Source organism: Cellulomonas cellasea (genome assembly GCF_006538745.1).
Taxonomy (GTDB): domain Bacteria; phylum Actinomycetota; class Actinomycetes; order Actinomycetales; family Cellulomonadaceae; genus Cellulomonas_A; species Cellulomonas_A cellasea.
Genome location: NZ_BJLR01000030.1, coordinates 44,005 through 66,150, shown reverse-complemented (window position 1 = coordinate 66,150; position 22,146 = coordinate 44,005). Strand labels below are relative to the sequence as shown.

The 22,146-nt window shown below is 75.1% G+C and carries 17 protein-coding genes; 7 read left to right on the top strand and 10 right to left on the bottom strand.

The window, feature by feature from the left end:
* The first annotated feature begins 42 nt into the window (after nucleotides 1-42).
* Entirely contained in the window at nucleotides 43-3,093 is a 3,051-nt protein-coding gene (locus CCE01nite_RS15600; protein ID WP_034631120.1) for a bifunctional [glutamine synthetase] adenylyltransferase/[glutamine synthetase]-adenylyl-L-tyrosine phosphorylase, read from the top strand.
* On the opposite strand, the gene CCE01nite_RS15595 is transcribed toward CCE01nite_RS15600, so the two are convergent.
* A complete protein-coding gene (locus CCE01nite_RS15595) occupies nucleotides 3,084-4,364 on the bottom strand; it encodes an AI-2E family transporter (RefSeq protein ID WP_052104207.1) in 1,281 nt (426 codons plus the stop codon). The genes CCE01nite_RS15600 and CCE01nite_RS15595 overlap by 10 nt on opposite strands.
* Nucleotides 4,365-4,586: 222 nt before the next feature.
* Between CCE01nite_RS15595 and CCE01nite_RS15590 the strand changes: the two genes are divergently transcribed.
* Nucleotides 4,587-5,600 (top strand): LacI family DNA-binding transcriptional regulator, encoded by a 1,014-nt coding sequence (locus CCE01nite_RS15590; protein WP_211254564.1) that lies wholly within the window; start codon nucleotides 4,587-4,589, stop codon nucleotides 5,598-5,600.
* A 105-nt stretch (nucleotides 5,601-5,705) separates the two neighbouring features.
* On the opposite strand, the gene glnA is transcribed toward CCE01nite_RS15590, so the two are convergent.
* Entirely contained in the window at nucleotides 5,706-7,130 is a 1,425-nt protein-coding gene (gene glnA, locus CCE01nite_RS15585) for a type I glutamate--ammonia ligase (RefSeq protein WP_034631119.1), read from the bottom strand.
* A 175-nt stretch (nucleotides 7,131-7,305) separates the two neighbouring features.
* On the opposite strand from glnA, the gene CCE01nite_RS15580 reads away from it, so the two are divergent.
* Nucleotides 7,306-7,743, top strand: coding sequence for an RDD family protein (locus tag CCE01nite_RS15580; RefSeq protein ID WP_034631117.1), 438 nt, complete (start codon nucleotides 7,306-7,308; stop codon nucleotides 7,741-7,743).
* Nucleotides 7,744-7,821: 78 nt separating this feature from the next.
* On the opposite strand, the gene CCE01nite_RS15575 is transcribed toward CCE01nite_RS15580, so the two are convergent.
* The 3 genes from CCE01nite_RS15575 to lipA form a co-directional block, all read right to left on the bottom strand.
* A complete protein-coding gene (locus CCE01nite_RS15575; RefSeq protein ID WP_034631115.1) occupies nucleotides 7,822-8,418 on the bottom strand; it encodes a class I SAM-dependent methyltransferase in 597 nt (198 codons plus the stop codon).
* A gap of 116 nt (nucleotides 8,419-8,534) precedes the next feature.
* Complete coding sequence (locus CCE01nite_RS15570; protein ID WP_034631114.1) at nucleotides 8,535-9,242, bottom strand: DUF4191 domain-containing protein; 708 nt, start codon at nucleotides 9,240-9,242, stop codon at nucleotides 8,535-8,537.
* A gap of 85 nt (nucleotides 9,243-9,327) precedes the next feature.
* A complete protein-coding gene (lipA, locus tag CCE01nite_RS15565) occupies nucleotides 9,328-10,329 on the bottom strand; it encodes a lipoyl synthase (RefSeq protein WP_034631112.1) in 1,002 nt (333 codons plus the stop codon).
* Nucleotides 10,330-10,504: 175 nt separating this feature from the next.
* On the opposite strand from lipA, the gene CCE01nite_RS15560 reads away from it, so the two are divergent.
* Nucleotides 10,505-11,008 carry a flavodoxin domain-containing protein gene (locus tag CCE01nite_RS15560; RefSeq protein WP_052104206.1) on the top strand — a complete coding sequence of 168 codons (504 nt, stop codon included), beginning with the start codon at nucleotides 10,505-10,507 and terminating at the stop codon, nucleotides 11,006-11,008.
* Between the two features lie 40 nt (nucleotides 11,009-11,048).
* Here the strand turns inward: CCE01nite_RS15560 and lipB are convergent, their stop codons facing one another.
* On the bottom strand, nucleotides 11,049-11,768 hold the full coding sequence (gene lipB / locus CCE01nite_RS15555; RefSeq protein WP_052104205.1) for a lipoyl(octanoyl) transferase LipB: 720 nt from the start codon (nucleotides 11,766-11,768) through the stop codon (nucleotides 11,049-11,051).
* A 143-nt stretch (nucleotides 11,769-11,911) separates the two neighbouring features.
* Nucleotides 11,912-12,469 (bottom strand): MarR family winged helix-turn-helix transcriptional regulator, encoded by a 558-nt coding sequence (locus CCE01nite_RS15550; protein ID WP_246056603.1) that lies wholly within the window; start codon nucleotides 12,467-12,469, stop codon nucleotides 11,912-11,914.
* Between the two features lie 86 nt (nucleotides 12,470-12,555).
* Between CCE01nite_RS15550 and CCE01nite_RS15545 the strand changes: the two genes are divergently transcribed.
* From CCE01nite_RS15545 to CCE01nite_RS15535, 3 genes are all read left to right on the top strand, one after another.
* On the top strand, nucleotides 12,556-14,877 hold the full coding sequence (locus CCE01nite_RS15545; RefSeq protein WP_034631110.1) for an MMPL family transporter: 2,322 nt from the start codon (nucleotides 12,556-12,558) through the stop codon (nucleotides 14,875-14,877).
* Nucleotides 14,878-14,972: 95 nt separating this feature from the next.
* A complete protein-coding gene (locus CCE01nite_RS15540) occupies nucleotides 14,973-16,076 on the top strand; it encodes a Gfo/Idh/MocA family protein (RefSeq protein WP_034631108.1) in 1,104 nt (367 codons plus the stop codon).
* A gap of 124 nt (nucleotides 16,077-16,200) precedes the next feature.
* Nucleotides 16,201-17,715, top strand: coding sequence for a protein kinase domain-containing protein (locus CCE01nite_RS15535; RefSeq protein WP_141372659.1), 1,515 nt, complete (start codon nucleotides 16,201-16,203; stop codon nucleotides 17,713-17,715).
* Here the strand turns inward: CCE01nite_RS15535 and CCE01nite_RS15530 are convergent.
* The 3 genes from CCE01nite_RS15530 to lpdA all read right to left on the bottom strand — a co-directional run bounded on the left by CCE01nite_RS15530 (nucleotide 17,699) and on the right by lpdA (nucleotide 22,045).
* On the bottom strand, nucleotides 17,699-18,589 hold the full coding sequence (locus CCE01nite_RS15530; protein WP_141372658.1) for a TIGR01777 family oxidoreductase: 891 nt from the start codon (nucleotides 18,587-18,589) through the stop codon (nucleotides 17,699-17,701). The two genes, CCE01nite_RS15535 and CCE01nite_RS15530, sit on opposite strands and share 17 nt — an antisense overlap.
* Before the next feature lie 173 nt (nucleotides 18,590-18,762).
* The gene (gene sucB / locus CCE01nite_RS15525) at nucleotides 18,763-20,631 is read right to left on the bottom strand and encodes a 2-oxoglutarate dehydrogenase, E2 component, dihydrolipoamide succinyltransferase (protein WP_141372657.1); all 1,869 of its coding nucleotides are present in this window, start codon (nucleotides 20,629-20,631) and stop codon (nucleotides 18,763-18,765) included.
* A 28-nt stretch (nucleotides 20,632-20,659) separates the two neighbouring features.
* Entirely contained in the window at nucleotides 20,660-22,045 is a 1,386-nt protein-coding gene (lpdA, locus tag CCE01nite_RS15520; protein WP_034632325.1) for a dihydrolipoyl dehydrogenase, read from the bottom strand.
* Nucleotides 22,046-22,146: the final 101 nt, after the last annotated feature.

Here is a 22,146-nt window from a genome sequence, read left to right as displayed (position 1 = left end):
CCCGGTGCGCGGTCCCGCGCGCAGCGTGGGTAGCGTGACGGCGTGAGCACCCTGGGCGCCGGCGGGCGCGGCAGCACCCTGGCCGGACGGCTGACCCGGTCCGGGTTCGCCGACGCCGCGCGCGCGGAGCGGCTGCTCGCCGACGGCGCGCTCGCGGCCGTCGCGGACGAGCCCGAGGCGCTCCTGGGCCCGCTGTCCGAGGTCGCCGACCCCGACCACGCGCTGCTCGCGCTCGCCAAGATCGCGGGCGCGTGCGTCTCGTCGGCCGACCCGGCGCACGCCGCGGTGCTGCGCGGGCTGCTCGGGTCGCCCAGCGACGGCCGGGACCGGCTGCTCGCCGTCGTCGGGTCGTCGGTGGCCCTCGCGGACAACCTCGCGGCGCACCCGGGGAACCTCGCGCTCCTCGTGGAGGACGCCCCGGGGACGGGCGTGAGCGCCGCGGAGGTGCGCGCCGAGCTGCTCGACGCCGTCGGGGCCGACCCGGCCGCGGACGTGCCGGTCGCCGGCGTCGTCGGCTCGCCCGGCGTGGACGCGATGCGCCGCGCCTACCGCGCCCGGCTGCTGCGGATCGCCGCGACGGACCTCACCGCGACCGACCCGCTCAGCCGGCTCCCCGGCGTCGCCGCCGCGCTCGCCGACCTCGCCGCGGCCGCGCTCGAGGCGTCGCTCGCCATCGCGCGCGCCGACCTCGACGACCACGGCCGGGGCGTGCGCCTCGCGGTCGTCGGGATGGGCAAGGCCGGGGGACGGGAGCTCAACTACGTGAGCGACGTCGACGTCATCTACGTCGCCGAGCCGGTCGACGGGGTCAGCGAGGACGAGGCGCTCGCGGTCGGTGCGCGGCTCGCGACCGGGCTCGCGCGCGCGTGCTCGACGGCGTCGGCCGAGCCCGCGCTCTGGCCCGTCGACGCGGCCCTGCGCCCCGAGGGCAAGAACGGGCCGCTGGTCCGCACGGTCGCGAGCCACCGCGCGTACTACGAGCGCTGGGCCAAGACCTGGGAGTTCCAGGCGCTGCTCAAGGCCCGGCCGCTCGCCGGGGACCCCGAGCTCGGCCGGGAGTACGTCGAGCTCGTCAACCCGCTCGTGTGGTCGGCCGTGCAGCGCGAGAACTTCGTCGAGGACTCGCAGGCCATGCGCCGCCGGGTCGAGCACCACGTGCCCGCGGCCGAGGCGGACCGGCAGCTCAAACTCGGGGTCGGCGGGCTACGCGACGTCGAGTTCACCGTGCAGCTCCTGCAGCTCGTGCACGGGCGGGCCGACGAGACGATCCGCAGCCCCAACACCCTCACGGCGCTCGCCGCGCTGGCCGCCGGCGGGTACGTCGGGCGCGAGCACGCCGCGCAGCTCGCGGTCTGCTACCGGCTGCTGCGCGCGCTCGAGCACCGCATCCAGCTGCACCGGCTCCAGCGCACGCACCTCATGCCCACCGCCGAGGCCGACCTGCGCCGCCTCGCGCGGTCCGTGGGGATGCGCACGGAGGGCGCCGCGGGGCTCGACGAGCGGTGGCGGACGGTGCGCCGCGAGGTCCGGCGCCTGCACGAGGAGCTCTTCTACCGTCCGCTGCTGCCGGCGACCGCGCAGCTCTCGACCGAGGAGGCCCGGCTGGCCCCCGAGGCCGCGCGCGCCCGGCTCGCCGCGATCGGCTACAAGGACCCCGCGGGCGCGCTGCGGCACATCGCCGCGCTGACGGAGGGCATCTCGCGCCGCGCGGCGATCCAGCGCCAGCTGCTGCCGGTCATGATCGGGTGGTTCGCGGACGGCGCCGACCCCGACGCCGGGCTGCTCGCGTTCCGCCGGCTGTCCGACGAGCTCGGCACCACGCACTGGTACCTCAAGCTCCTGCGGGACTCCGGGACGGCGGCGCAGCGGCTCGCGCGCGTGCTGTCGACGTCCCGGTACGTCGCCGACGCGCTCTCGCGCTCGCCCGAGTCGGTGACGTGGCTCGCGGGCGACGCCGAGCTCGAGCCCCGCACGCACGAGCGCCTGACCGCCGAGGCGGACGCGGTGCTCACGCGCGCGCACGAGCCGGCACCCGCGGCGACGGCGCTGCGGGCCCTGCGCCGGCGCGAGCTCGCGCGCACCGCCGCGGCCGACGTGCTCGGCGTCGTGATCAGCACGCGCGCGTCCCAGAGCCTGACGACGGCGGCCGACGTCGTGCTCGCGGGCGCGCTGCGCGTCGCGCTGGCGGAGGCGCGCCGGGAGCACGGTCTCGACGTCGACCCGACGCGGCTCCTCGTGGTCGCGATGGGCCGGCTCGGCGGGCGCGAGATGGGGTACTCCTCGGACGCCGACGTGCTGTTCGTGCACGACCCCGTGCCCGGCGCGGACCCCACGGGCGCGCAGCAGTTCGCGCTCACGGTCGCGACCCGCATCCGGCAGATGCTCGGCGAGGTCGGTCCCGAGCCCGCGCTCGAGGTCGACGCCGACCTGCGCCCCGAGGGCCGCAACGGGCCGCTGACGCGCTCGTTCGACGCGTACGCGGAGTACTACGGCCGCTGGTCCTCGCCGTGGGAGAGCCAGGCCCTGCTGCGCGCGCGACCCGTCGCGGGGGACGAGGAGCTCGGGCGGCGCTTCGTCGACCTCGTCGCGCCCCTGCGCTACCCGGACGGCGGGCTCGACGCCGCGACGGTGCGCGAGGTCCGGCGCGTCAAGGCGCGCGTCGAGGCCGAGCGCCTGCCGCGCGGGGTCGACCCGGCGCGGCACCTCAAGCTCGGCCGCGGCGGGATCTCCGACGTGGAGTGGACCGCGCAGCTCCTCCAGCTCGAGCACGCCCACCACGTCCCGGGCCTGCGCACGACCGCGACGCTCGAGGCGCTCGACGCCGCGGCCGGCGCGGGCCTGCTCGACCCCGCGGACTGTCGTGAGCTGACCGACGCCTGGGAGCTCGCCTCCCGCCTGCGCGACGCGCTCGTGCTGTGGAGCGGGCGCACCGGGGGAGCGCACGCCGACGTCCTGCCGCACGACCGCCAGGCCCTCGCGGGGCTCGCGCGCGTCCTGGGCTTCCCGCCGGGGTCCGGCGGCGAGCTCGAGGAGGTCTACCTGCGCACCGCGCGCCGGGCCCGGGCCGTCGTCGAGCGGGTCTTCTACGCCTGAGGCTCGCTGCGCGTCGGCTCGGTGCGCGTCCGCTCGCTGCCCGGGGCCTCCGCCGGCGTGAGGCCGGCACCCGGGTCGGAGGCGGTGCCGTGTGCCGCGTCCGCGTGACCCGCGCCCACGTGCCCGGCGTCGTCCGGGGCCCGCGTCGCCTCGGGGTCCTTCGGCTCGAGCGTCTGGCCGGGCTCGGCGCGCAGGAGCTCGGAGTCGACGAGCTCGTGCCGGCGCACGTACGTCCCCGAGACGGCCTGGATCGTCGCGGCGACCGGCAGCGCGAGGAACGCCCCGAGCGCCCCGAACACCGCACCGAACGCCAGCACCGCGAGGAACGACATCGCGGGGTTGAGCTCGAGCGACCGCGCCGAGACCTTCGGCGCGAAGATCAGGTTCTCGACCTGCTGGTAGGCGAGGATGAAGATGAGCACCCCGACGGCCGTGAGCGGGCTGACCGCGAACGCGACGGCGACCGGGAGGATGCCGCCGAGGTACGTGCCGATCGTCGGGACGAACTGCGAGACGACCCCGGTGAACGCCGCGAGGGGCAGCGCGTACGGCACGTCCACGATCGTGAGGAACACGAACGTGAACGCCGTCGACAGCGCCGCGAGGACGAGCCGGGAGTTGATGAAGTCCGCGACCTTCGCCTGCGAGACCTCCCAGATGTTCAGCACCTCGCGCTGGCGGCGCGGCGCGAGCAGCCGGCAGATGGCGGCGCGGAACCGCGGCCCGGCCGCGACCATGTAGTAGACGACCAGGAGCACCGCGGACGCGACGAAGAAGAACCCGACGATCGAGCCGCCGACGCCGAGGATGCCGAACGCGACGTCGTCGCCCCAGTCGTTCGCGAGCCGCTCGAGCACCTCGTCGGTCCCGGGCAGCGCGATCCCGAAGCTCTCGTCGAGCATCGCCGTGAGGTCCGCGTAGAGCCGCGGGACGTCCTGGACGAGGTCGACCAGCTGGGCGACGAACAGCCCGCCGAACAGGGCCAGGACGACGACGACCGCGACGATCGAGCCGATCATGACGAGCCCCGTCGCGAGCCCGCGCTTGAGCCGGTGCTGCACGAGCCACTTGACCGCGGGCTCCATCGCGAGCGAGATGAACCACGAGATCACGACGATCGTCAGGACGGTGCCGAGCTTGCCCAGCGCGCGCCACGTCAGCACGGCGAGGAACACCGCCACGACGGCCATGACGAGCGCGCGGGGGAGCCATGCGGGCGGGCGGCGGTCCGCGGGGGTGGCGCGCGGGGGGAGGGCGGACGGCACGCTCATGCAGGGCTCCAACGACTCGGGGTGCGCCGGGGCCGCTCGGGGCCGGTGCGGGTGGGTCTCGGGGGAAACCTAGTGGACGCCGCAGACCCGCACCCGCCGGCGCCGCGGTGCGCCGGGCTCCAGCGCAGTGGCGCCAGGGGTCCGCGCGGCGATTCGCGGCCGTCGCAGCACGGCAATCGTTTTCGATAACGTTTTACACACGCTAGAGTGTCGGCCGTGGAGATCCAGCGCAGGCTCACCATCAGTGACGTCGCCCGGCAGGCCGGTGTCTCGGTGGCGACCGTCTCGAAGGTGATCAACGAGCGCTACGGCGTCTCGGCCGAGACGGCGAGCCGGGTCCAGGCGGTGATCGCCGAGCTCGGCTACGAGTCGAGCCTCGTCGCGCGCAGCCTGCGCAGCCACCAGAAGAACGTCATCGGGATTCTCGTCGCCGACTTCGAGCCGTTCAGCACCGAGCTGCTCAAGGGCGCCGCGCACGCGATCCGGGGGAGCGGCTACGAGATCGTCGCGTACTCCGCGAGCGGCGCGGCCGAGGAGCTCGTCGGCTGGGAGCGCCGCTACCTGTCGCGCCTCTCGGGGACGCTGATCGACGGCGCGGTCCTCGTGACCCCCACGGTCGTCGACGCGCGCTACGGCACCCCGGTCGTCGCGGTCGACCCGCACACCGGCCGCTCGGGCATGCCGACCGTCGACTCCGACAACCTCAAGGGCGCGATGCTCGCGACCGAGCACCTGCTCGGGCTCGGGCACCGGCGCATCGGCTTCCTCGGCGGACGCCTCGACCTCGAGTCGGCGCGGCTGCGTGAGGAGGGCTACCGCAACGCGCTCGTCGCCGCGGGCGTCGAGATCGACCCCCAGCTCATCCGCGTCGGCGGGTACCGCCCCGAGTCGGCCGAGCAGCCGGCCCGCGAGCTGCTCGCGCTCGACGACCCGCCGACCGCGATCTTCGCCGCCAACGACCTCTCGGCCATCCGCACGATGCAGGTCGCCCAGGACCTCGGCCTGCGCGTCCCCGAGGACCTGTCCGTGATCGGCTTCGACAACGTGCCGGAGTCGGCGCTCGCCGTCCCGCAGCTCACGACGGTCGCCCAGCCGATCCAGGAGATGGGCTACCAGGCGGTGCGCATGCTCATCGACCTCGTCGAGGGCCGGTCCCCGGGGCAGACGCACGTCTCGCTGCCCACCGAGCTCGTCGAGCGCCAGTCCTGCGCCCCGGTACGCACGCGCGAGTCCTGAGGCCCCGCAGGCGCGACGCCGCGTGCCGTGCCCCGACAACGGCCGAGGGGCGCCCCTGGCAGCTGCCAGGAACGCCCCTCGCCCGCACTGATCGGGAGCAGCCGATCAGACGTCGTAGTAGAGCTCGAACTCGTGGGGGTGCGGGCGCAGACGGATCGGGTCCACCTCGTGCGAGCGCTTGTAGTCGATCCACGTCGAGATCAGGTCGGGCGTGAACACGCCGCCCGCCGTGAGGAAGTCGTGGTCGGCCTCGAGGTTGTCGAGCACCTCGGCGAGCGAGCCCGGGACCTGCTGGATCAGGGCGTGCTCCTCGGGGGGCAGCTCGTAGAGGTCCTTGTCGACCGGCTCCGGCGGCTCGATGCGGTTCTGGATGCCGTCGAGGCCGGCCATGAGCATCGCGGCGAACGCGAGGTACGGGTTGCTCGACGGGTCGGGCACGCGGAACTCGATGCGCTTGGCCTTCGGGTTCGAGCCCGTGACCGGGATGCGGATGCACGCGGAGCGGTTGCGCGCCGAGTAGACGAGGTTGACCGGCGCCTCGAAGCCCGGGACCAGGCGGTGGTAGGAGTTCACCGTCGGGTTCGTGAACGCGAGCAGCGAGGGCGCGTGCTTGAGCAGGCCGCCGATGTACCAGCGGGCGAGGTCGGACAGGCCGCCGTAGCCCTTCTCGTCGAAGAACAGCGGCTTGCCGTCCTTCCAGAGGGACTGGTGCACGTGCATGCCCGAGCCGTTGTCACCGAAGAGCGGCTTCGGCATGAAGGTCGCGGTCTTGCCGGCCTCGTGCGCGACGTTCTTCACGACGTACTTGAAGAGCTGGACCTTGTCGGCGGACTTGCCGAGCTCGTCGAAGCGGTAGTTGATCTCCGCCTGGCCGGCGGTGCCGACCTCGTGGTGCGCGCGCTCCACGCCGAGACCCAGCGCGTCGAGCTGCAGCGAGATCTTGTCGCGCAGGTCGGCGAACATGTCGACCGGCGGGACGGGGAAGTAGCCGCCCTTGTAGGGGGTCTTGTGGCCGAGGTTGCCACCCTCCTCGACGCGGCCCGTGTTCCAGGCGGCCTCGATGGAGTCGATGTAGTAGTACGACGCGTTCTGCTTCGTCTCGAAGCGCACGTCGTCGAAGATGTAGAACTCGGCCTCGGGCGCGAAGAACGCGGTGTCCGCGATGCCCGTCGAGCGCAGGTACGCCTCGGCCTTGGCGGCGACCTGACGCGGGTCGCGGCTGTAGGGCTCGTCGGTGTACGGGTCGACGATGTGGAAGTTGATGTTCAGCGTCTTCTCGGTCCGGAACGGGTCGAGGTAGGCCGTCGAGAGGTCGGGGATGAGCTTCATGTCCGACTCGTGGATCGCCTGGAAGCCACGGATCGACGAGCCGTCGAACATCTGGCCGTCCGTGAAGAAGTCCAGGTCGAGCGAGTACGCCGGGACGTTGAAGTGCTGCATCACGCCGGGCAGGTCACAGAACCGGACGTCGACGAACTTCACGTCCTCGCTCTTGATGAACGCCAGGACTTCCTCCGGCTTGCTGAACATCCGCTGCTCCTCGGGTTGCGAAACGCCCGCTGTCCGGGCGCCTCGAGGCTAGGTGGGGGGCGTTACCCGGCCGTGTACCTCATGTTTCCGCGCTGTTACGCGGGGGCTCCGCACGTAACGATCGGTCGCACGCGCGGGCGACGGCTGCGCCCGGTCCGCTGGTTAGGCTAGCCGCATGGAGCAGCGCTCGGGGATGGGTTCGTGGCTCGAGGGTGGCCCCTCCGACGAGCGGGGACCGGGCTCGCGCCTGGGTCTGCCCGCGACGGGCGCGGGCTCGCAGGCGCCGGTCGGGCGCCGCCTCGTCGCGCTCGCGATCGACTGGGCGGTGTGCCTGGTCATCTCGACGGCGTTCTTCGACGGTGACCCGATGGCGACCCTCGGGGTCTTCGCGCTCGACAACGTGCTGCTCGTGAGCACGCTCGGCACGACCCTGGGGCACCGTGCGCTCGGTCTGCGGGTCCAGCGGCTGGCCCGGCCCGGGGTCGCGCCCGGGGCGCTGCTCGCGGTCGTCCGGACCGTGCTGCTGTGCCTCGTCGTGCCCGCGGTCGTGTGGGACGCCGACGGCCGCGGGCTGCACGACCGTGCGGCCGGGACGGTCATCGTCCGGCGCTGAGGTCGCGTCGCACCGGGCCGCGGCGGCCGCGCGCCGTGGTGCGCCGCCCGGACGGAGCGGGTCGCACGGCCGCGGGGCTCAGCTCGGTGCCTGCCACGTGAGGCTGTAGCGCCAGTAGAGGTGGCGGCGCCACCGCGCACCCGGCAGGTGCCGACGGGCCGCGTCGCGCACGCCGGCGTACGTCGTGGCCGGCTCGGCGATGGGGGAGCCGTGCTCCCACTCGCCGCGCACCCTCCGCGCGAGGACCGCCGCCGGGACGCCCGCGAGGGACAGCGCCAGGTCGGCGGGCGAGCCCACGCGGGCGAGCCCGACGACGACGACGTGTCCTCCTGGTGCCGTGAGCGCACGCAGCCGGCGCAGGCCCGCGTCCAGGTCGAGGTGGTGCAGCGTCGCGACGCACGTGACGAGGTCGTAGGCGTGCTCGTCGAGGGGCGCCGTCAGCACGTCGCCCGTCACGTAGCGCAGGCGCTCGTCGCCCCCGGCTGCCTGCGTCGCCCGTGCCGTCTCGGCCGGGTCGGTGTCGAGGCCCGTCGCCTCGGCCGCGCCCGCGGCGACGACCCGGCGCGTGAGGAGCCCCTCGCCGCTGCCCACGTCGAGCGCGCGCGTGTCGGGCCGCACGTGCCGCAGCGCGAGCGGGTGGTAGTGCGTGTTGTGGTTCCAGTACGGCGGGGGCACGACCGAGACCGTAGCGCGCGGGACCCGCTGCCCCGGCAACGTGCTGCCTCGGGGGGCGTCTCCGACAACGAGGCGGCGGACGCCTTCAGGCCGAGGCTGCGCGGGGAGAGGGCCGGTCAGCGGCCGCGCATGCCCTTGCGGTCCGGGCGCGCGCGCATCGGGTCGATGCCCTTGGGCAGCGGCAGGCGGGCGGCGCCCAGGGCCGTGAGGCGCTTGAGCACCTCGCCGGTCTCCTGCTTGGTGAGCGTCGGCTTGAGACGCGTCACGGCGCGGGGGAGCTTGCGCAGCGGCACCTGGCCCTCGCCGTTGCCGGCCTGGATCAGCGTGATCGGCACGCCCGACAGGACGCGCGCGGTGCGCTTGCGCTCGGCCTCGAGCAGCTTGGCGACGCGCGGTGCGGGGCCCTCGCCGACGAGCACGACACCGGCCCGGCCGACGCCGCGGAAGACGAGGTCCTGGGTGCGCGGGTCGACCGCGACGGGCTCCTCGGCGAACGTCCAGCCGCGTCGGATCGTGCCGAGCGCCGCCCGGGACGCGCCCGGCTGGCCCTCGATCTGGGTGTAGGCGGCCGTCTCGGCGCGCCGCGCGAGGATGAACATCGCGGCGAGCAGCGCGAACGGGAGGCTCACGAACAGCGCGTAGTACGGGTGACCCGTGAGCAGGCCGATGACCAGGCCGACCGCGATGATGCCGACGAACGCGCCGAGCACGTACCACGTGACCGCCGGGTCGTTCCGGCGGGTCATCTGGTACGCCTGCCAGACCTGGTGGTACCACCGGGTCTTCTTCACCTTGGGCGGCTTGACGGTCTTCTCGCGGGCCATGGTGGGAAAGTCTAGTCGCCGCCCGACCCGCCCGGTGCCCGCCCGGGGCTCCTCGGCCGGCGGCTGGCCGCCCGCGCGGCAGGCGTCAGCGGGCGAGCAGGCTCGACGCCTCCTGGCGCGACGAGCGCTCCTCGCCGAGGTGGGCGAGCGCGGCGGGGATCTCCTGGCCGCGACGGCGCATGGCCTGACCCCACAGGCGCCCCGCACGGTACGACGAGCGCACGAGCGGACCGGCCATGACGCCGAGGAAGCCGATGCGCTCGGCCTCGTCGGACAGCGCCACGAACTCCTCGGGGCGCACCCAGCGCGCGACGGGGTGGTGGCGGACCGAGGGGCGCAGGTACTGGGTGATCGTGATGAGGTCGCAGCCCGCGTCGTGCAGGTCCTGGAGGGCCTCGGCGGCCTCCTCCATCGTCTCGCCCATCCCGAGGATGAGGTTCGACTTGGTGACCAGCCCGGCCTCGCGCGCCGCCGTCAGCACCGACAGCGAGCGGTCGTAGCGGAAGCCCGGGCGGATCTCCTTGAAGATGCGCGGGACGGTCTCGAGGTTGTGGGCGAGCACCTCGGGCCGCGACGAGAAGACCTCGCCGATGAGCTCGGGCACCGCGTTGAAGTCCGGGACGAGCAGCTCGACGCCGGTGCCCGCGTTGAGCGCGTGGATCCGGCGGACCGTCTCGGCGTAGAGCCAGGCGCCGCCGTCGGGCAGGTCGTCGCGCGCGACACCGGTCACGGTCGCGTACTTCAGGCCCATGGCCTGGACGGACTCGGCGACGCGGCGGGGCTCGTCCGCGTCGAAGTCCGCGGGCTTGCCCGTGTCGATCTGGCAGAAGTCGCAGCGGCGCGTGCACTGGTCGCCGCCGATGAGGAACGTGGCCTCGCGGTCCTCCCAGCACTCGAAGATGTTGGGGCAGCCCGCCTCCTCGCACACCGTGTGCAGGCCCTCGCGCTTCACGAGGCCCTTGAGCTCGCTGTACTCCGGGCCCATCGTCGCGCGCGTCTTGATCCAGTCGGGCTTCTTCTCGATCGGCGTCTGCGCGTTGCGTGCCTCGACGCGGAGCATGCGCCGGCCCTCGGGTGCGATCGTCACGTTCCTCACCCTACGTCAGCAGGTGCGGGCGCTCGCCGTGCGCAGCGGGAGGCACGCATCACAGGCCGCCGCGGGAATAACGGGACCTCCGGCCCACGCCGTGGGGCCCCGCGATGGCGACGCTGGAGGGAGGAGCCGGACAGAAGCGGACGGCACGGACGACGAGGGGGTCGACATGCGCATCCTGGTGACGGTGGCCTCGCGCCACGGCGCGACGCGGGAGATCGGGACGGTCGTGGCCGACGTGCTGCGGTCCTCGGGCCACGACGTCGACGAGCTCGAGCCGGAGGACGTGGGCACGGTCGAGCCCTACGCCGCGGTCGTGCTGGGCTCCGCGGTGTACGCCGGGCGGCTCGGTGCCGGGCTGCGGAAGCTCGTCGAGCGCCAGGGCGGGCAGCTGCGGGCGCGACCCGTCTGGCTGTTCTGGTCCGGTCCGGTCGGCAACCCGCTGAGCCCGCCCACGGTGCCCGACGACGTCGGCGTGCTGGCCTCGCAGAGCGGCGCGCGCGATCCGCAGGTGTTCGGGGGGCGGCTGGACCGGCGCACCCTCGGGCTCGCCGAGCGGGCGCTCGTCGCGATGATCGACGCCGAGCAGGGCGACTTCCGCGACCTCGACGAGGTGCGTGCCTGGGCCGGCCGCGTCGCCGACGCGCTCGCGCCGCACGCCGCGAGGCGCTGACCCCACGACGTCCCGCGCAGCCCGGCCGCGGGGAAGGCGGTCAGGGCAGCGCGGGCACCGCGTCCGGCGCGGGCTCCGGGACGGTGTCCCGGGCAGCGGCCGTGGCGAGGCGCACGGGGGCCAGGGCGGCCTCGAGGTGCGTGCGCACGACCGGGAGCACCTCGGCGATCGTCACGCGGCGGCCGGTCTCCGCGCTGAGCGAGGTGACGTCGGCGTCGGGGATGCCGCACGGCACGATGCGCCCGAAGGAGCCGAGGTCGGGCTCGCAGTTGAGCGCGAAGCCGTGCATCGTGACGCCCTTGGCGACCCGCACGCCGATCGCGGCGACCTTGCGCTCGCGCAGCGGGCCGCGGGGGCCGTCGGGCTCGGCCGCGAACCAGACGCCGCTGCGGCCCTCGACCCGCACCGCGGAGAGCCCGAGGTCGGCGCACGTGCGGATGAGCGTCTCCTCGAGCGCGCGCACGTAGCGCACGACGTCGATGGGCTGGGCGAGGCGGACGATCGGGTAGCCGACGAGCTGGCCCGGGCCGTGCCACGTGATGCGGCCGCCGCGGTCGACGTCGACGACGGGCGTGCCGTCGACGGGCCGGTCCCACGACGCCGTGCGGCGACCCGCGGTGTACACGTCCTCGTGCTCGCACAGGAGCACGGTGTCCTCGCGCGTGCCCCCGGCGACCTCGGCGTGCACCTCGCGCTGAAGGTCCCAGGTCGGCCGGTAGGGCTGGAGGCGGGCACCCAGGTCGAGCTCGACGAACTGCATGGCGCCAGGCTAACCCCGGGCCTGCGCGCCGGCGGCGTGACGGTCGTCGCACCGGCCGTCCGGCCCCGAGCGCTCGTGGGCGGCGGCCCGAGCGCGGCGTGCCCGGGGTGGGACCGCTCCGGCGAGGCGGTCGGGCGTGCGGGTCAGGCGGTGCGGTCCTCGACGGGGCACACGTCACCGGGCGCGTCGTCGTCCCCGTCGTCGGGTCGGCCGACCGGCGCGTCGTCCGCCGTCCCCGTCGCGGGCCGGGCGACGACCGCGAGCAGCGCCCGCAGCTGCTCGACCTGCTCGGGCGTGAGCCCGCGGGTCGTCATGGCGTCGGCGGGGCGGCGGTCGGACGCCTTGACCGCGACCTCGCGGCCCGCGTCGGTGATCGCGAGGACCACCTTGCGCCGGTCGGTGGCGTGCGGGGCGCGGGTCACGTACCCGGTGCGCTCCATGCGCGCGAGGATGCGGCTCATCGTCTGCTCGGTGACGCTGCACGCGTCGGCGAGCTCACGCTGCGACCGCGGCTCGTGCGCGAGGAGCACGAGCACCGGCAGGCTCGCGTGGTTGAGGTCCCAGCCGGCGAGGTGGGCGTTCCACTCGCGCTCGACGCGGCGTGCGGCGGCGGACAGCAGCCGCCCGACCGGCCAGTGCATCGGGTCGTCCGAGGCCATGCGCGCCCACGGCGACGCGGGCTCGTGCGCGTCGTCGCCCATGCCCACCTCCCCCGTCGAGCGCCGTCGGCGCGCACCCAGATGCTCAGCATGCTGAGCACATGTTGCGCGTCGCTCAGCGTTCCCTCATGATACTCAGCATGCTGAGTAAATCTGGTCGGGCCGCTCTGCGCGCGCTGGCCCTCGTGGCCGTCCTCGCCGTCTGGCTCGCCGTCGGGGCGTTCGGGGGGATGGCGCAGGGCAAGCTCTCGCAGGTCCAGACCAACGACTCGGCCGCGTTCCTGCCCTCGTCCGCGGAGTCCACGCGGGCGGGCGAGGCGGGGCGCGCCTTCGTCGACTCGGAGACCCTACCCGTGCTCGTCGTGCTCGAGGCGCAGGGCGGGGGAGCCCTGTCACCCGACCAGGTCACCGCGGTGCAGGAGTTCGCCCGCACGGTCGCCGACGTCGAGATCCCGGGCGCCGACGGGTCGGCCGGCGACCCCGCGACGCTCGAGGACGTGCTCACGGGCCCGGCCGTCGCCGTTCCCTCCGAGGACGGCGAGGCGGTGCTCGTGCCGCTGTCCCTCGACGCCGACGCCGCGGAGGGCCGCCTCGCGGACGACGAGAGCGTCACGGGCGCGTCCGTCCAGGCGCTGCGGGACGCCCTCGCGGCCGACCTCGGGGCGAGCGCCGACGCGGCCGGCGACCTCGGGCTCCGGGCGTGGGTCACCGGGCCCGGCGGCTTCGTCGCCGACCTGTCCAACGCGTTCGGCGGCATCGACGGCGTGCTGCTGCTCGTCGCGCTCGGGGCGGTCCTGCTCATCCTCGTGATCGTCTACCGGTCGCCCTTCCTGCCGTTCGTCGTCATCTTCTCCGCGGTGTTCGCGCTGTGCGCCGCCGCGCTGGTCGTCTACCAGCTCGCGGCGAACGACGTCCTGACCCTCAACGGGCAGTCGCAGGGCATCCTGTCGATCCTCGTGGTCGGCGCCGCGGTGGACTACGCGCTCCTGCTCGTCGCGCGCTACCGCGAGGAGCTGCGCGCCGTGCAGAGCCCGTTCACCGCGATGCGCCGCGCCGTGCGGGCGTCGATCGAGCCCATCGCCGCGAGCGCGGGCACCGTGATCGCCGGCCTGCTGTGCCTCCTGCTCTCCGACCTGAAGTCGAACTCGAGCCTCGGCCCCGTCGCCGCGATCGGCATCGCGTCCGCGTTCCTCGCGTCGCTCACGCTGCTGCCGGCGCTGCTGCTCGTCCTCGGCTCGCGCTCGCGCGGGCTGTTCTGGCCGAGCCGGCCGAAGGTCGTGGCGGGCGCCGAGCACGACGGCCCGGGTCACCGCCGGCCCACCGCCGAGGTCCTCACCGGGCTCTGGGGCCGGCTCGCGCGGTTCGTCGGGCGCCACGCGCGGCCCGTGTGGATCGTCACGACCGTGCTGCTCGTCGCCGGCGCGGCGTTCCTGCCGACGCTCAAGGCGGGCGGCACCAACCAGTCGGACGTGTTCCTCGTCGAGGTCGACGCCGTCGCCGGCGAGGAGGTGCTCTCCGACCACTTCCCGGCGGGAGCGACCCAGCCGATCCTCGTCGTGGCGCCCGAGGCGGACCTCGACGCCGTCGTGGAGACGGCCGAGGCGGTCGACGGCGTCGACGCGGTCACCGTCTACACCGGCGACAGCGGTGGCGCGCCCGGCGGTGCCGGCGGCCCGGTCGCCGAGCCGCAGCCCCCCGTCGTCGTCGACGGTCGCGTGCGGGTCGACGTCGCGACGCAGGAGGCCGCCGACACGCAGTCCGCCGTGCGCACGGTCGAAGACCTGCGCGCCGCGCTCGCGGACGTCGCACCCGACGCGCTCGTGGGCGGCGCCGCGGCCCAGACGCTCGACACGCAGGTCGCCGGGGCGCGGGACCTGCGGGTCATCGTCCCCGTCGTGCTGACCGTGATCCTGCTGATCCTCATGCTGCTGCTGCGCTCGGTCGTGGCCGCGGTGCTGCTCGTGCTCGCGAACGTCCTGTCGTTCGGCGCGGCGCTCGGGGTCGGGGCCGTCGTGTTCAACACCGTGCTCGACTACCCGGGCGCCGACCCGGCGGTGCCGCTCTACGCGTTCACGTTCCTCGTCGCGCTCGGGGTCGACTACTCGATCTTCCTCATGACCCGCGTGCGCGAGGAGGCCCTGCAGGTCGGCACGCGCGAGGGGGTGCTGCGCGGGCTCGCCGTCACCGGCGGCGTCATCACCTCCGCGGGCATCGTGCTCGCGGCGACGTTCAGCGCGCTCGGCGTCATCCCGCTGCTCTTCCTCGCGCAGCTCGCGTTCCTCGTCGCCTTCGGGGTCCTCCTCGACACGCTCGTCGTGCGGAGCCTGCTCGTCCCCGCGCTCGTGCACGCCCTCGGTCGGCGCACGTGGTGGCCGAGCCCGCTCGGGCGGCTCGACCGGTCGCCCGCCGCCCTCGAGGGCGCGGCGGACGACGGCGTGCGGGTCGGCTGACCGCCGGCCTGCCGACGGGCCGGGTGCGACGCCCCTGCTGCGCGCGCGGGTCGGCCGGCCCCGCCGCGTCGCGGTGCGCGTCGTAGGTTGGGCGCATGGGCGAGCCACTGCGTGTCGGGTTGATCGGGTACGGGTCGGCGGGACGGGGCATCCACGCCCGGCTCCTGCGCGAGGTGGGTGCGCGCGTGACGCACGTCGTGAGCCGCAGCCCGGAGCGGTCGGCGCAGGCCCGGACGGACTGGGCCGGGGTCGTCGTCGAGCCCGACGTCGACGGGCTGGTCGCGCACGCCTCGGAGCTCGACCTCGTCGTGGTCGCGAGCCCGACCGGCGAGCACGTCGCGCACGTGCGCGCCGCGCTCGGCGTCGGCCTGCCCGTCGTCGTCGACAAGCCGCTCGCCCCGAGCACCGCCGAGGCGCGCGAGCTCGCGGCCGAGGCGGAGGAGTCGGGCGGGCGCCTGACCGTCTTCCAGAACCGGCGCTGGGACCCCGAGCAGCTCACGCTGCGCACCGTGCTCGCGGACGGCCGGCTCGGGCGCGTGCACCGGTTCGAGCGGCGCTGGGAGCGGTGGCGCCCCACCCCGCAGCAGCGCTGGAAGGAGAACGACACGCGCGCCGGCGGCCTGCTCCTCGACCTCGGCGCGCACCTCGTCGACTCCGCCGTCCAGCTGTTCGGGCCGGCCGAGAGCGTGTACGCCGAGCTGCGCTCGCTCACGACACCCGCCGAGGACGACGTGTTCCTCGCGCTGCGGCACGCCGCCCCGGACGGCGGCCCCGGCGTCGTCAGCCACCTGCAGGCCGGCGGTCTCGTCGGGGCGCCCGGCCCGCGCACGCGCGTGCTCGGGGACGCCGGCGCCTACCTGGTGACGAGCTTCGAGGGCGAGCCGACCCCCTTCTCGACGCTCGACGAACGGCGCACGCGCAGCGACCTCGGGCCGCACGGCGTGCTCGGTGCGGCGCCGCGCGTCGCCGACGACGAGCACGAGGGATGGCTCGTGCACGGTCGCGACCGGGTGCCCGTCCCGCGCGCGCCCGGCGGGCACGCCGACTACTACCGGGCCGTGGCCGCGTGGGTGCGCGACGGCGGGCCCGTCCCGGTCGACCCCTGGGACGCGGTGCGCACGGCGACCGTGCTCGACGCCGCTCGGGTGTCGGCGCGCGAGGGCCGGGTCGTCGAGCTCGACCCGGCGGGCGGTCGCTGACGCTGCGTGCGTGAGTGACCCGGCCGGCGGGAGGGAGGGGTCGCGGTGGCGTGAGCGGCCTGCTCGGCGGGACGAGGGCTGTGGACAGCGGATCGCGGGCCCCCGCACGCGGTTCGATGGCGAGATGGACCGAGCCGCCCCGCCCGACGTCGCCGCCGCGCTGCTCACGGCGGGGTACCGGGTCGTCGGACCGGTGGGCGTCGGAGGGGACGGCCCCGCGTGGTCCGCGGTGTCGCTCGACGGGTCCGCCGAGCGCGTCGTCGTGCGCGTCGTGGACCTCACGGGCGACCCGCGGCACGCAGCCCGGCTGCACCGCCTGCGCGGCGTCGACCACGAGCACCTGGTCCGGCTCCGCGACGTCCTCGATCTGCCCGACGGCCGCTGCGCGCTGCTCACGGAGCACGTGCCCGGCGCGACGCTCGCCGCGCTGCAGGACGCGCGCGGGCCCTGGACGCCCGGCGAGGCGGTGACCCTCGCGATCCCGCTCGCGGACGCGCTCGCGGCGCTGCACGCGGCCGGTCTGGTGCACTCCGACGTCTCCCCGGCCAACGTCGTGGTGCGCGACGACGGGCGGCCCGTCCTGGTCGACCTGGTCAGCTGCGTCGTCGGTGGACGCGGGACGCCGGGCTTCGCCGCGCCCGAGGTCGACGAGGGTCACGAGGGCGGGCCCGAGGCGGACGTGCACGCGCTCGCTCGCACGGTGCTGCGGCACCTCGCGGTGCGGGACGCCGCGGTCGACGCGCCTGGCGACGGAGGCACGCGCGTCCGGGACCTGCTCGCGGACGCCGCCGACCCGGACCCGGCGGTGCGGCCGACGGCCTTGGCGCTCGCGGACGCGTGCTTCCGCGCCGAGGAGCCCGAGCCGGTGGCGCTCCCCGACGCCGCGGTGCTCGCCCGCACCGAGCTGTCCCGGCTCGCGGGCCGCGGCTCGCGGGACGCGACGGTCCGGCGGGCGTCCCGCCGGCGTTCGCGATCGCCGGGCCGCTCCGGCCGGGTCCGCGCGGGGCTGGTCGGGGCGGTGGTCGTCGTCCTCGTGGCCGTCGTCGTGCTGGTCGTGCCCGGGCCGTGGCGGCCGGTGAGCTCGGCAGGGACGGAGCCCGGGGCCGCCGGGGCGGGCCAGACCCGCGAGGCCGGCGGCTCGTCCGCCGAGGCAGCGGCAGCCGGCCCGGGGGAGAGCGGGGGCCCGACGGGCGCGCCCGGCGTGCGGGCCGACGTCGAGGCGGCCGCGCGTGAGCTCACCGAGCGCCGGGGCCAGGTCCTCGCCTCCGGCGACCCCGCCGGGCTCGACGCGGTCGAGGTGCCGGGGTCGCCCGCGCACGCCGCCGACGCGCAGCTGCTGGACCGGCTCGCCGCAGAAGGGCTGCGCCTCACGGGGCTGAGCGTGGACGTCACCGGGTCGGTGCTCGTGGAGGCGGGACCGGGAGCGGCGACGACCGGTGCCGCGGGACCCGCGGACGACGAGGTGCACGTCCAGGTCACCAGTGCGACCTCGGCCCACCGGCGGGTCCGTGCCGACGGATCCGTCCACACCGAGGTCCCGGCCGCGCCCGCGCGCGCCGTCGTCCTCGTCCTGCGCGCGACCCCGGCGGGCTGGCGCGTGAGCGAGGTCCGTGACCCCGCGGTCAGCCCGTCGCGGTGACGTAGGCCGCCGCGGAGTCGATGTCGGGGTGCACGTGCGAGAAGCCGCTCTCGGTCAGCTTGCGCGGGACGGCCCGCACCGACCCCAGGATCTCCTGGGAGAAGTCCCCGAGCCCGAGGCGCAGGGCCCACCCGGGGACCGGGACGACGGCCGGCCGGTGCACCGCGCGGGCGAGCGCGGACGTCACCTCGGAGTTCGTCGCCGCCGTCGCGACGAGGTTCACCGGACCGGCCACGGGCGTGTCGAGCAGGTGCAGGATCGCCCGGACCTCGTCGGTCAGCGTGATCCAGCTCCAGTACTGCCGTCCCGAGCCCAGCGGCCCGGCGACCCCGGCGCGGACGAGCGGCATGATCCGCGCGAGCGCACCACCGCCGCGCGCGAGGACGATCCCGCTGCGCAGGTGCGCGACCCGCACCCCGGCCTGCTCGGCGGGAGCGGTCGCCCCCTCCCACTGCCGGACCACACCGGCGAAGAACGTGTCGCCGATCGGCTCGTCCTCGTCGAGCACGTCGTCCCCACGGTCGCCGTACGCGCCGATCCCCGACGCCTGCAGCAGCACGGGCGGCGGTACGGCCAGGCTCGCGAGGGTCGTCGCGATCAGGCCGGTCGTGCGCGTCCGGGAGAGGATCACCGCGCGCTTGCGGGCCTCGGTGAGCCGGCGCGTCCCGACGTTGACGCCCGCGAGATTGACCACGGCGTCGGCCCCGGCGAGCGCCTCCGGGTCGAGCCGGCCGGCGTCCGGGTCCCACGCGACGTCCTCGGGCCGTTCGGGTGTCCCGCGCACGAGGCGGTGCACGGTGTCGCCGCGCCCCCGCAGCTCGGAGACGAGGGCGGTGCCGATGAGGCCGTGCGATCCCGCGACGACGATGCGCATGCGCTCACCCTAGGGAGCGGGCGGCGAACCTGCCGGGGGAGCGCCGCGCCCGCCCCTCCGCCGACCGGCCGGGTCGCGTCGCCCGGGGGATGCGGGTCGGCAGGACCCACGCGACGACGGAGCCCGGGCACCCGCTGCTGCGGGTACCCGGGCTCCGGACGTGGGGCGACGGGTCAGAGACCGACCTCGGCCTCGAACGCGCCCTCCTCGATGCGGGCCTTGACGGTCGCGAGGTAGCGCGACGCGTCGGCGCCGTCGACCAGGCGGTGGTCGTACGACAGCGAGAGGTAGCACATCGACCGGATGGCGATGACCTCGCCGCCGTCCGCGTCCTTGGCGACGACCGGGCGCTTGACGATCGCGCCGGTGCCGAGGATCGCCGACGTGCCGCCGGGGACGATCGGGGTGTCGAACAGCGCGCCGCCCGAGCCCGTGTTGGTCACGGTGAAGGTCGCGCCGCTCAGCTCGTCGGGCGTCACCTTGTTGTCGCGGGTGCGGGCCGCGAGGTCCGCGATCTTGCGCGCGATGCCCGCGAGGTTGAGGTCGCCCGCGTCCCGGATCACCGGCGTGAGCAGCCCGCGCGGGGTGTCGACCGCGATGCTGACGTTCTCGTGCCCGTGGTACGTGATCTGGTTGCCCTCGAGCACGCCGTTGACCTTGGGGTGCACCTTGAGCGCCTCGACGGCCGCGAGCACGAAGAACGGCAGGAACGTGAGGTTGACGCCCTCGCGCGCCCGGAAGCCGTCCTTGGCGCTCGCCCGCAGGCGCGCGACCTTGGTGACGTCGACCTCGATGACCGTCGTGAGCTGCGCCTGGCTGTGCAGCGCGTCGACCATACGCTCGGCGATGATCTGGCGCAGCCGGCTGGCCTTCTCGGTCGTCCCGCGCAGCGGGGAGACCTCGACGGCGGCCGCGGGCTTCGCGGCGGCGGGTGCTGCGGCGGCCGGTGCAGCCGGCGCCTGGGCCGCGGCTGCGGCGCGCGCCGCCTCCTCGGCCTTCGCGGCGGCCTCGAGCACGTCCTCCTTGCGGATGCGTCCGCCGACGCCGGTGCCCGTGAGGGTCGCGACGTCGACGCCCTTCTCCGCGGCGAGCTTGCGAACGAGCGGCGTCAGGTAGGTGCCGGACGCCGAGGCGCTCGGCGCCGGGGCGGGTGCGCTCGGTGCGGCCGGGGCCTCCTGCGCCTGCGGCGCCGGGGCGGCGGGAGCGGCGGCCTGCTCGGCGGCGGGCTGCGGCGTCGGGGGCGCGGCCGGGGCCTGAGCCTCGTCCGGGGCGGCGACCTGCGGCGACGCCTCGGTCGCGGGAGCGGACGGCTGCTCCTCGGCCGCGGGGGCCGGGGCGGGCTGCGCCGGTGCCTCGGCGGCGGCGGGTGCGGCGGCGCCCGAGCCGATCACGGCCAGGACGGCGCCGACCTCGACGGTCTCGTCCTCCTGGACGCGGATCTCCTGCAGCGTGCCGGCGAGCGGCGAGGGGATCTCGGTGTCGACCTTGTCGGTCGAGATCTCGAGGAGCGGCTCGTCGACCGCGACCTCGTCGCCCACGGCCTTGAGCCACCGGGTCACGGTGCCCTCGGTCACGGACTCGCCGAGCGCCGGGAGCGTGACGTTCTCGCCACCGCCCGACGGGGCGGACGACGCGGCGGGCTGCTCGGCCGGGGCGGCCGGCGCCTGGGCGGCGGGCTGCTCGGGAGCGGCGGGCTGCTCGGCGGCGGGCGCCTGCTCGGCGGCGGGCGCCTGCTCCTGCGGGGCGGGGGCCTCGGCGGCGGGCTGCTCGGCAGCGGGCTCGGCGGGGGCGGACCCACCGCCCTCACCGGAGCCGATCACGGCGAGGTTCGCGCCGACCTCGACGGTCTCGTCCTCCTGGACGAGGATCTGCTCGAGGACGCCGGCGAACGGCGAGGGGATCTCGGTGTCGACCTTGTCGGTCGAGATCTCGAGCAGGGGCTCGTCGACCTCGACGGTCTCGCCGACCTGCTTGAGCCAGCGGGTGACGGTTCCTTCAGTGACGGACTCGCCGAGGGCGGGGAGCTGCACGTTGTCGGACATGACCGCTCGTTCTCCTTCGATCGTGGGGTCAGTTGTGGGCGTGCAGCGGCTTGCCGGCGAGCGCGAGGTGCGCCTCCCCGAGGGCCTCGTTCTGCGTGGGGTGGGCGTGCACGAGCGCGGCGACGTCCTCGGGGTAGGCCTCCCAGTTGACGATGAGCTGGCCCTCCCCGATGAGCTCGCCGACGCGCGCGCCGATCATGTGGACACCGATGACGGGGCCGTCCTTCTGGCGCACGAGCTTGACGAAACCCGCAGTGCCGAGGATCTGGCTCTTGCCGTTGCCGCCGAGGTTGTACTCGAGGACCTCGACCGCGTCGGCCCCGTGGACCTCCTTGGCCTTGGCCTCGGTGAGGCCGACCGAGGCGACCTCGGGCTCGGAGTAGGTGACGCGCGGGATGCCCGACTCGACGATCGGCTGCGGGCCCAGGCCCGCGATCTCCTCGGCGACGAAGATGCCCTGCGCGAACCCGCGGTGCGCGAGCTGCAGGCCGGGGACGATGTCGCCGACGGCGTAGACGTTGCCGACGCCGGTGTGCAGGCGCTCGTTCGTGATGACGAAGCCGCGGTCGAGCGTCAGGCCCTGTTCCTCGTAGCCGAGGTCCGCGGTGCGCGGGCCGCGGCCGACGGCGACGAGCAGGTACTCGGCGTCGAACGTCTTGCCGTCCTCGAGCGAGACGTGCACGCCGTTCTCGTCCTGCGTGACGCCCGCGAAGCGGACCCCGAGGTTGAACTTGATGCCGCGCTTGCGGAACGCGCGCTCGAACGCCTTCGACAGCGCCTCGTCCTCGTTCGCGACGAGGTGGGGGAGCGCCTCGATGATCGTGACGTCCGCGCCGAACGACTTCCACACGCTCGCGAACTCGGAGCCGATGACGCCGCCGCCGAGCACGATGACCGACTTCGGGACCTCGGTGAGGTCGAGCGCCTCGGTCGACGTCAGGATGCGCCCGCCGATCTCGAGCCCGGGGAGCGAGCGGGCGTACGAGCCGGTCGCGACCACGATGTGCTGACCGGTGTAGCGCTGGCCGTCGACCTCGACGGTGTCCTTCGCGACGAGGCGCCCGTGGCCCTCGATCACGGTGATCTTGCGGGACTTGATGAGCCCCTGGAGGCCCTTGTACAGCCGGCCGATGACCGAGTCCTTGTACTGCTGGACGCCGGCCATGTCGATGCCCTTGAGCTCGGTGTGCACACCGAAGTGCGCGCCTTCCCGGGCGTCGTCCGCGAGCTGCGCGGCGTGCAGGAACGCCTTCGTGGGGATGCAGCCCCAGTGCAGGCACGTCCCGCCGAGCTTGCTCTCCTCGACGAGAGCCACGTTGAGGCCGAGCTGGGCGCCGCGGAGCGCAGCCGCGTAGCCACCACTCCCTCCGCCCAGGACGACGATGTCGAAAGCGGAACCGGTCGTGTCGGCCACGTGCAACTCCTCAGCGCAATTCTGTGCAGGCGTGTGGTGGGCTGGGTGCTCGCCGACCATCTTGTCACCGTCGAGCCCGCCGAACGAACCGGACCAGCGGC

Coding starts and splice junctions, on each gene's coding strand:
- CCE01nite_RS15570 (WP_034631114.1), bottom strand. CDS start 9,242: ATGGCCCGCGAGAAGACCGTCAAGCCGCCCAAGGTGAAGAAGACCCGG.
- CCE01nite_RS15540 (WP_034631108.1), top strand. CDS start 14,973: ATGGGCGAGCCACTGCGTGTCGGGTTGATCGGGTACGGGTCGGCGGGA.
- CCE01nite_RS15545 (WP_034631110.1), top strand. CDS start 12,556: ATGATACTCAGCATGCTGAGTAAATCTGGTCGGGCCGCTCTGCGCGCG.
- CCE01nite_RS15595 (WP_052104207.1), bottom strand. CDS start 4,364: ATGAGCGTGCCGTCCGCCCTCCCCCCGCGCGCCACCCCCGCGGACCGC.
- lipB (WP_052104205.1), bottom strand. CDS start 11,768: ATGCAGTTCGTCGAGCTCGACCTGGGTGCCCGCCTCCAGCCCTACCGG.
- CCE01nite_RS15530 (WP_141372658.1), bottom strand. CDS start 18,589: ATGCGCATCGTCGTCGCGGGATCGCACGGCCTCATCGGCACCGCCCTC.
- CCE01nite_RS15535 (WP_141372659.1), top strand. CDS start 16,201: ATGGACCGAGCCGCCCCGCCCGACGTCGCCGCCGCGCTGCTCACGGCG.
- glnA (WP_034631119.1), bottom strand. CDS start 7,130: ATGTTCAGCAAGCCGGAGGAAGTCCTGGCGTTCATCAAGAGCGAGGAC.
- CCE01nite_RS15550 (WP_246056603.1), bottom strand. CDS start 12,469: ATGGGCGACGACGCGCACGAGCCCGCGTCGCCGTGGGCGCGCATGGCC.
- CCE01nite_RS15580 (WP_034631117.1), top strand. CDS start 7,306: ATGGAGCAGCGCTCGGGGATGGGTTCGTGGCTCGAGGGTGGCCCCTCC.
- sucB (WP_141372657.1), bottom strand. CDS start 20,631: ATGTCCGACAACGTGCAGCTCCCCGCCCTCGGCGAGTCCGTCACTGAA.
- CCE01nite_RS15560 (WP_052104206.1), top strand. CDS start 10,505: ATGCGCATCCTGGTGACGGTGGCCTCGCGCCACGGCGCGACGCGGGAG.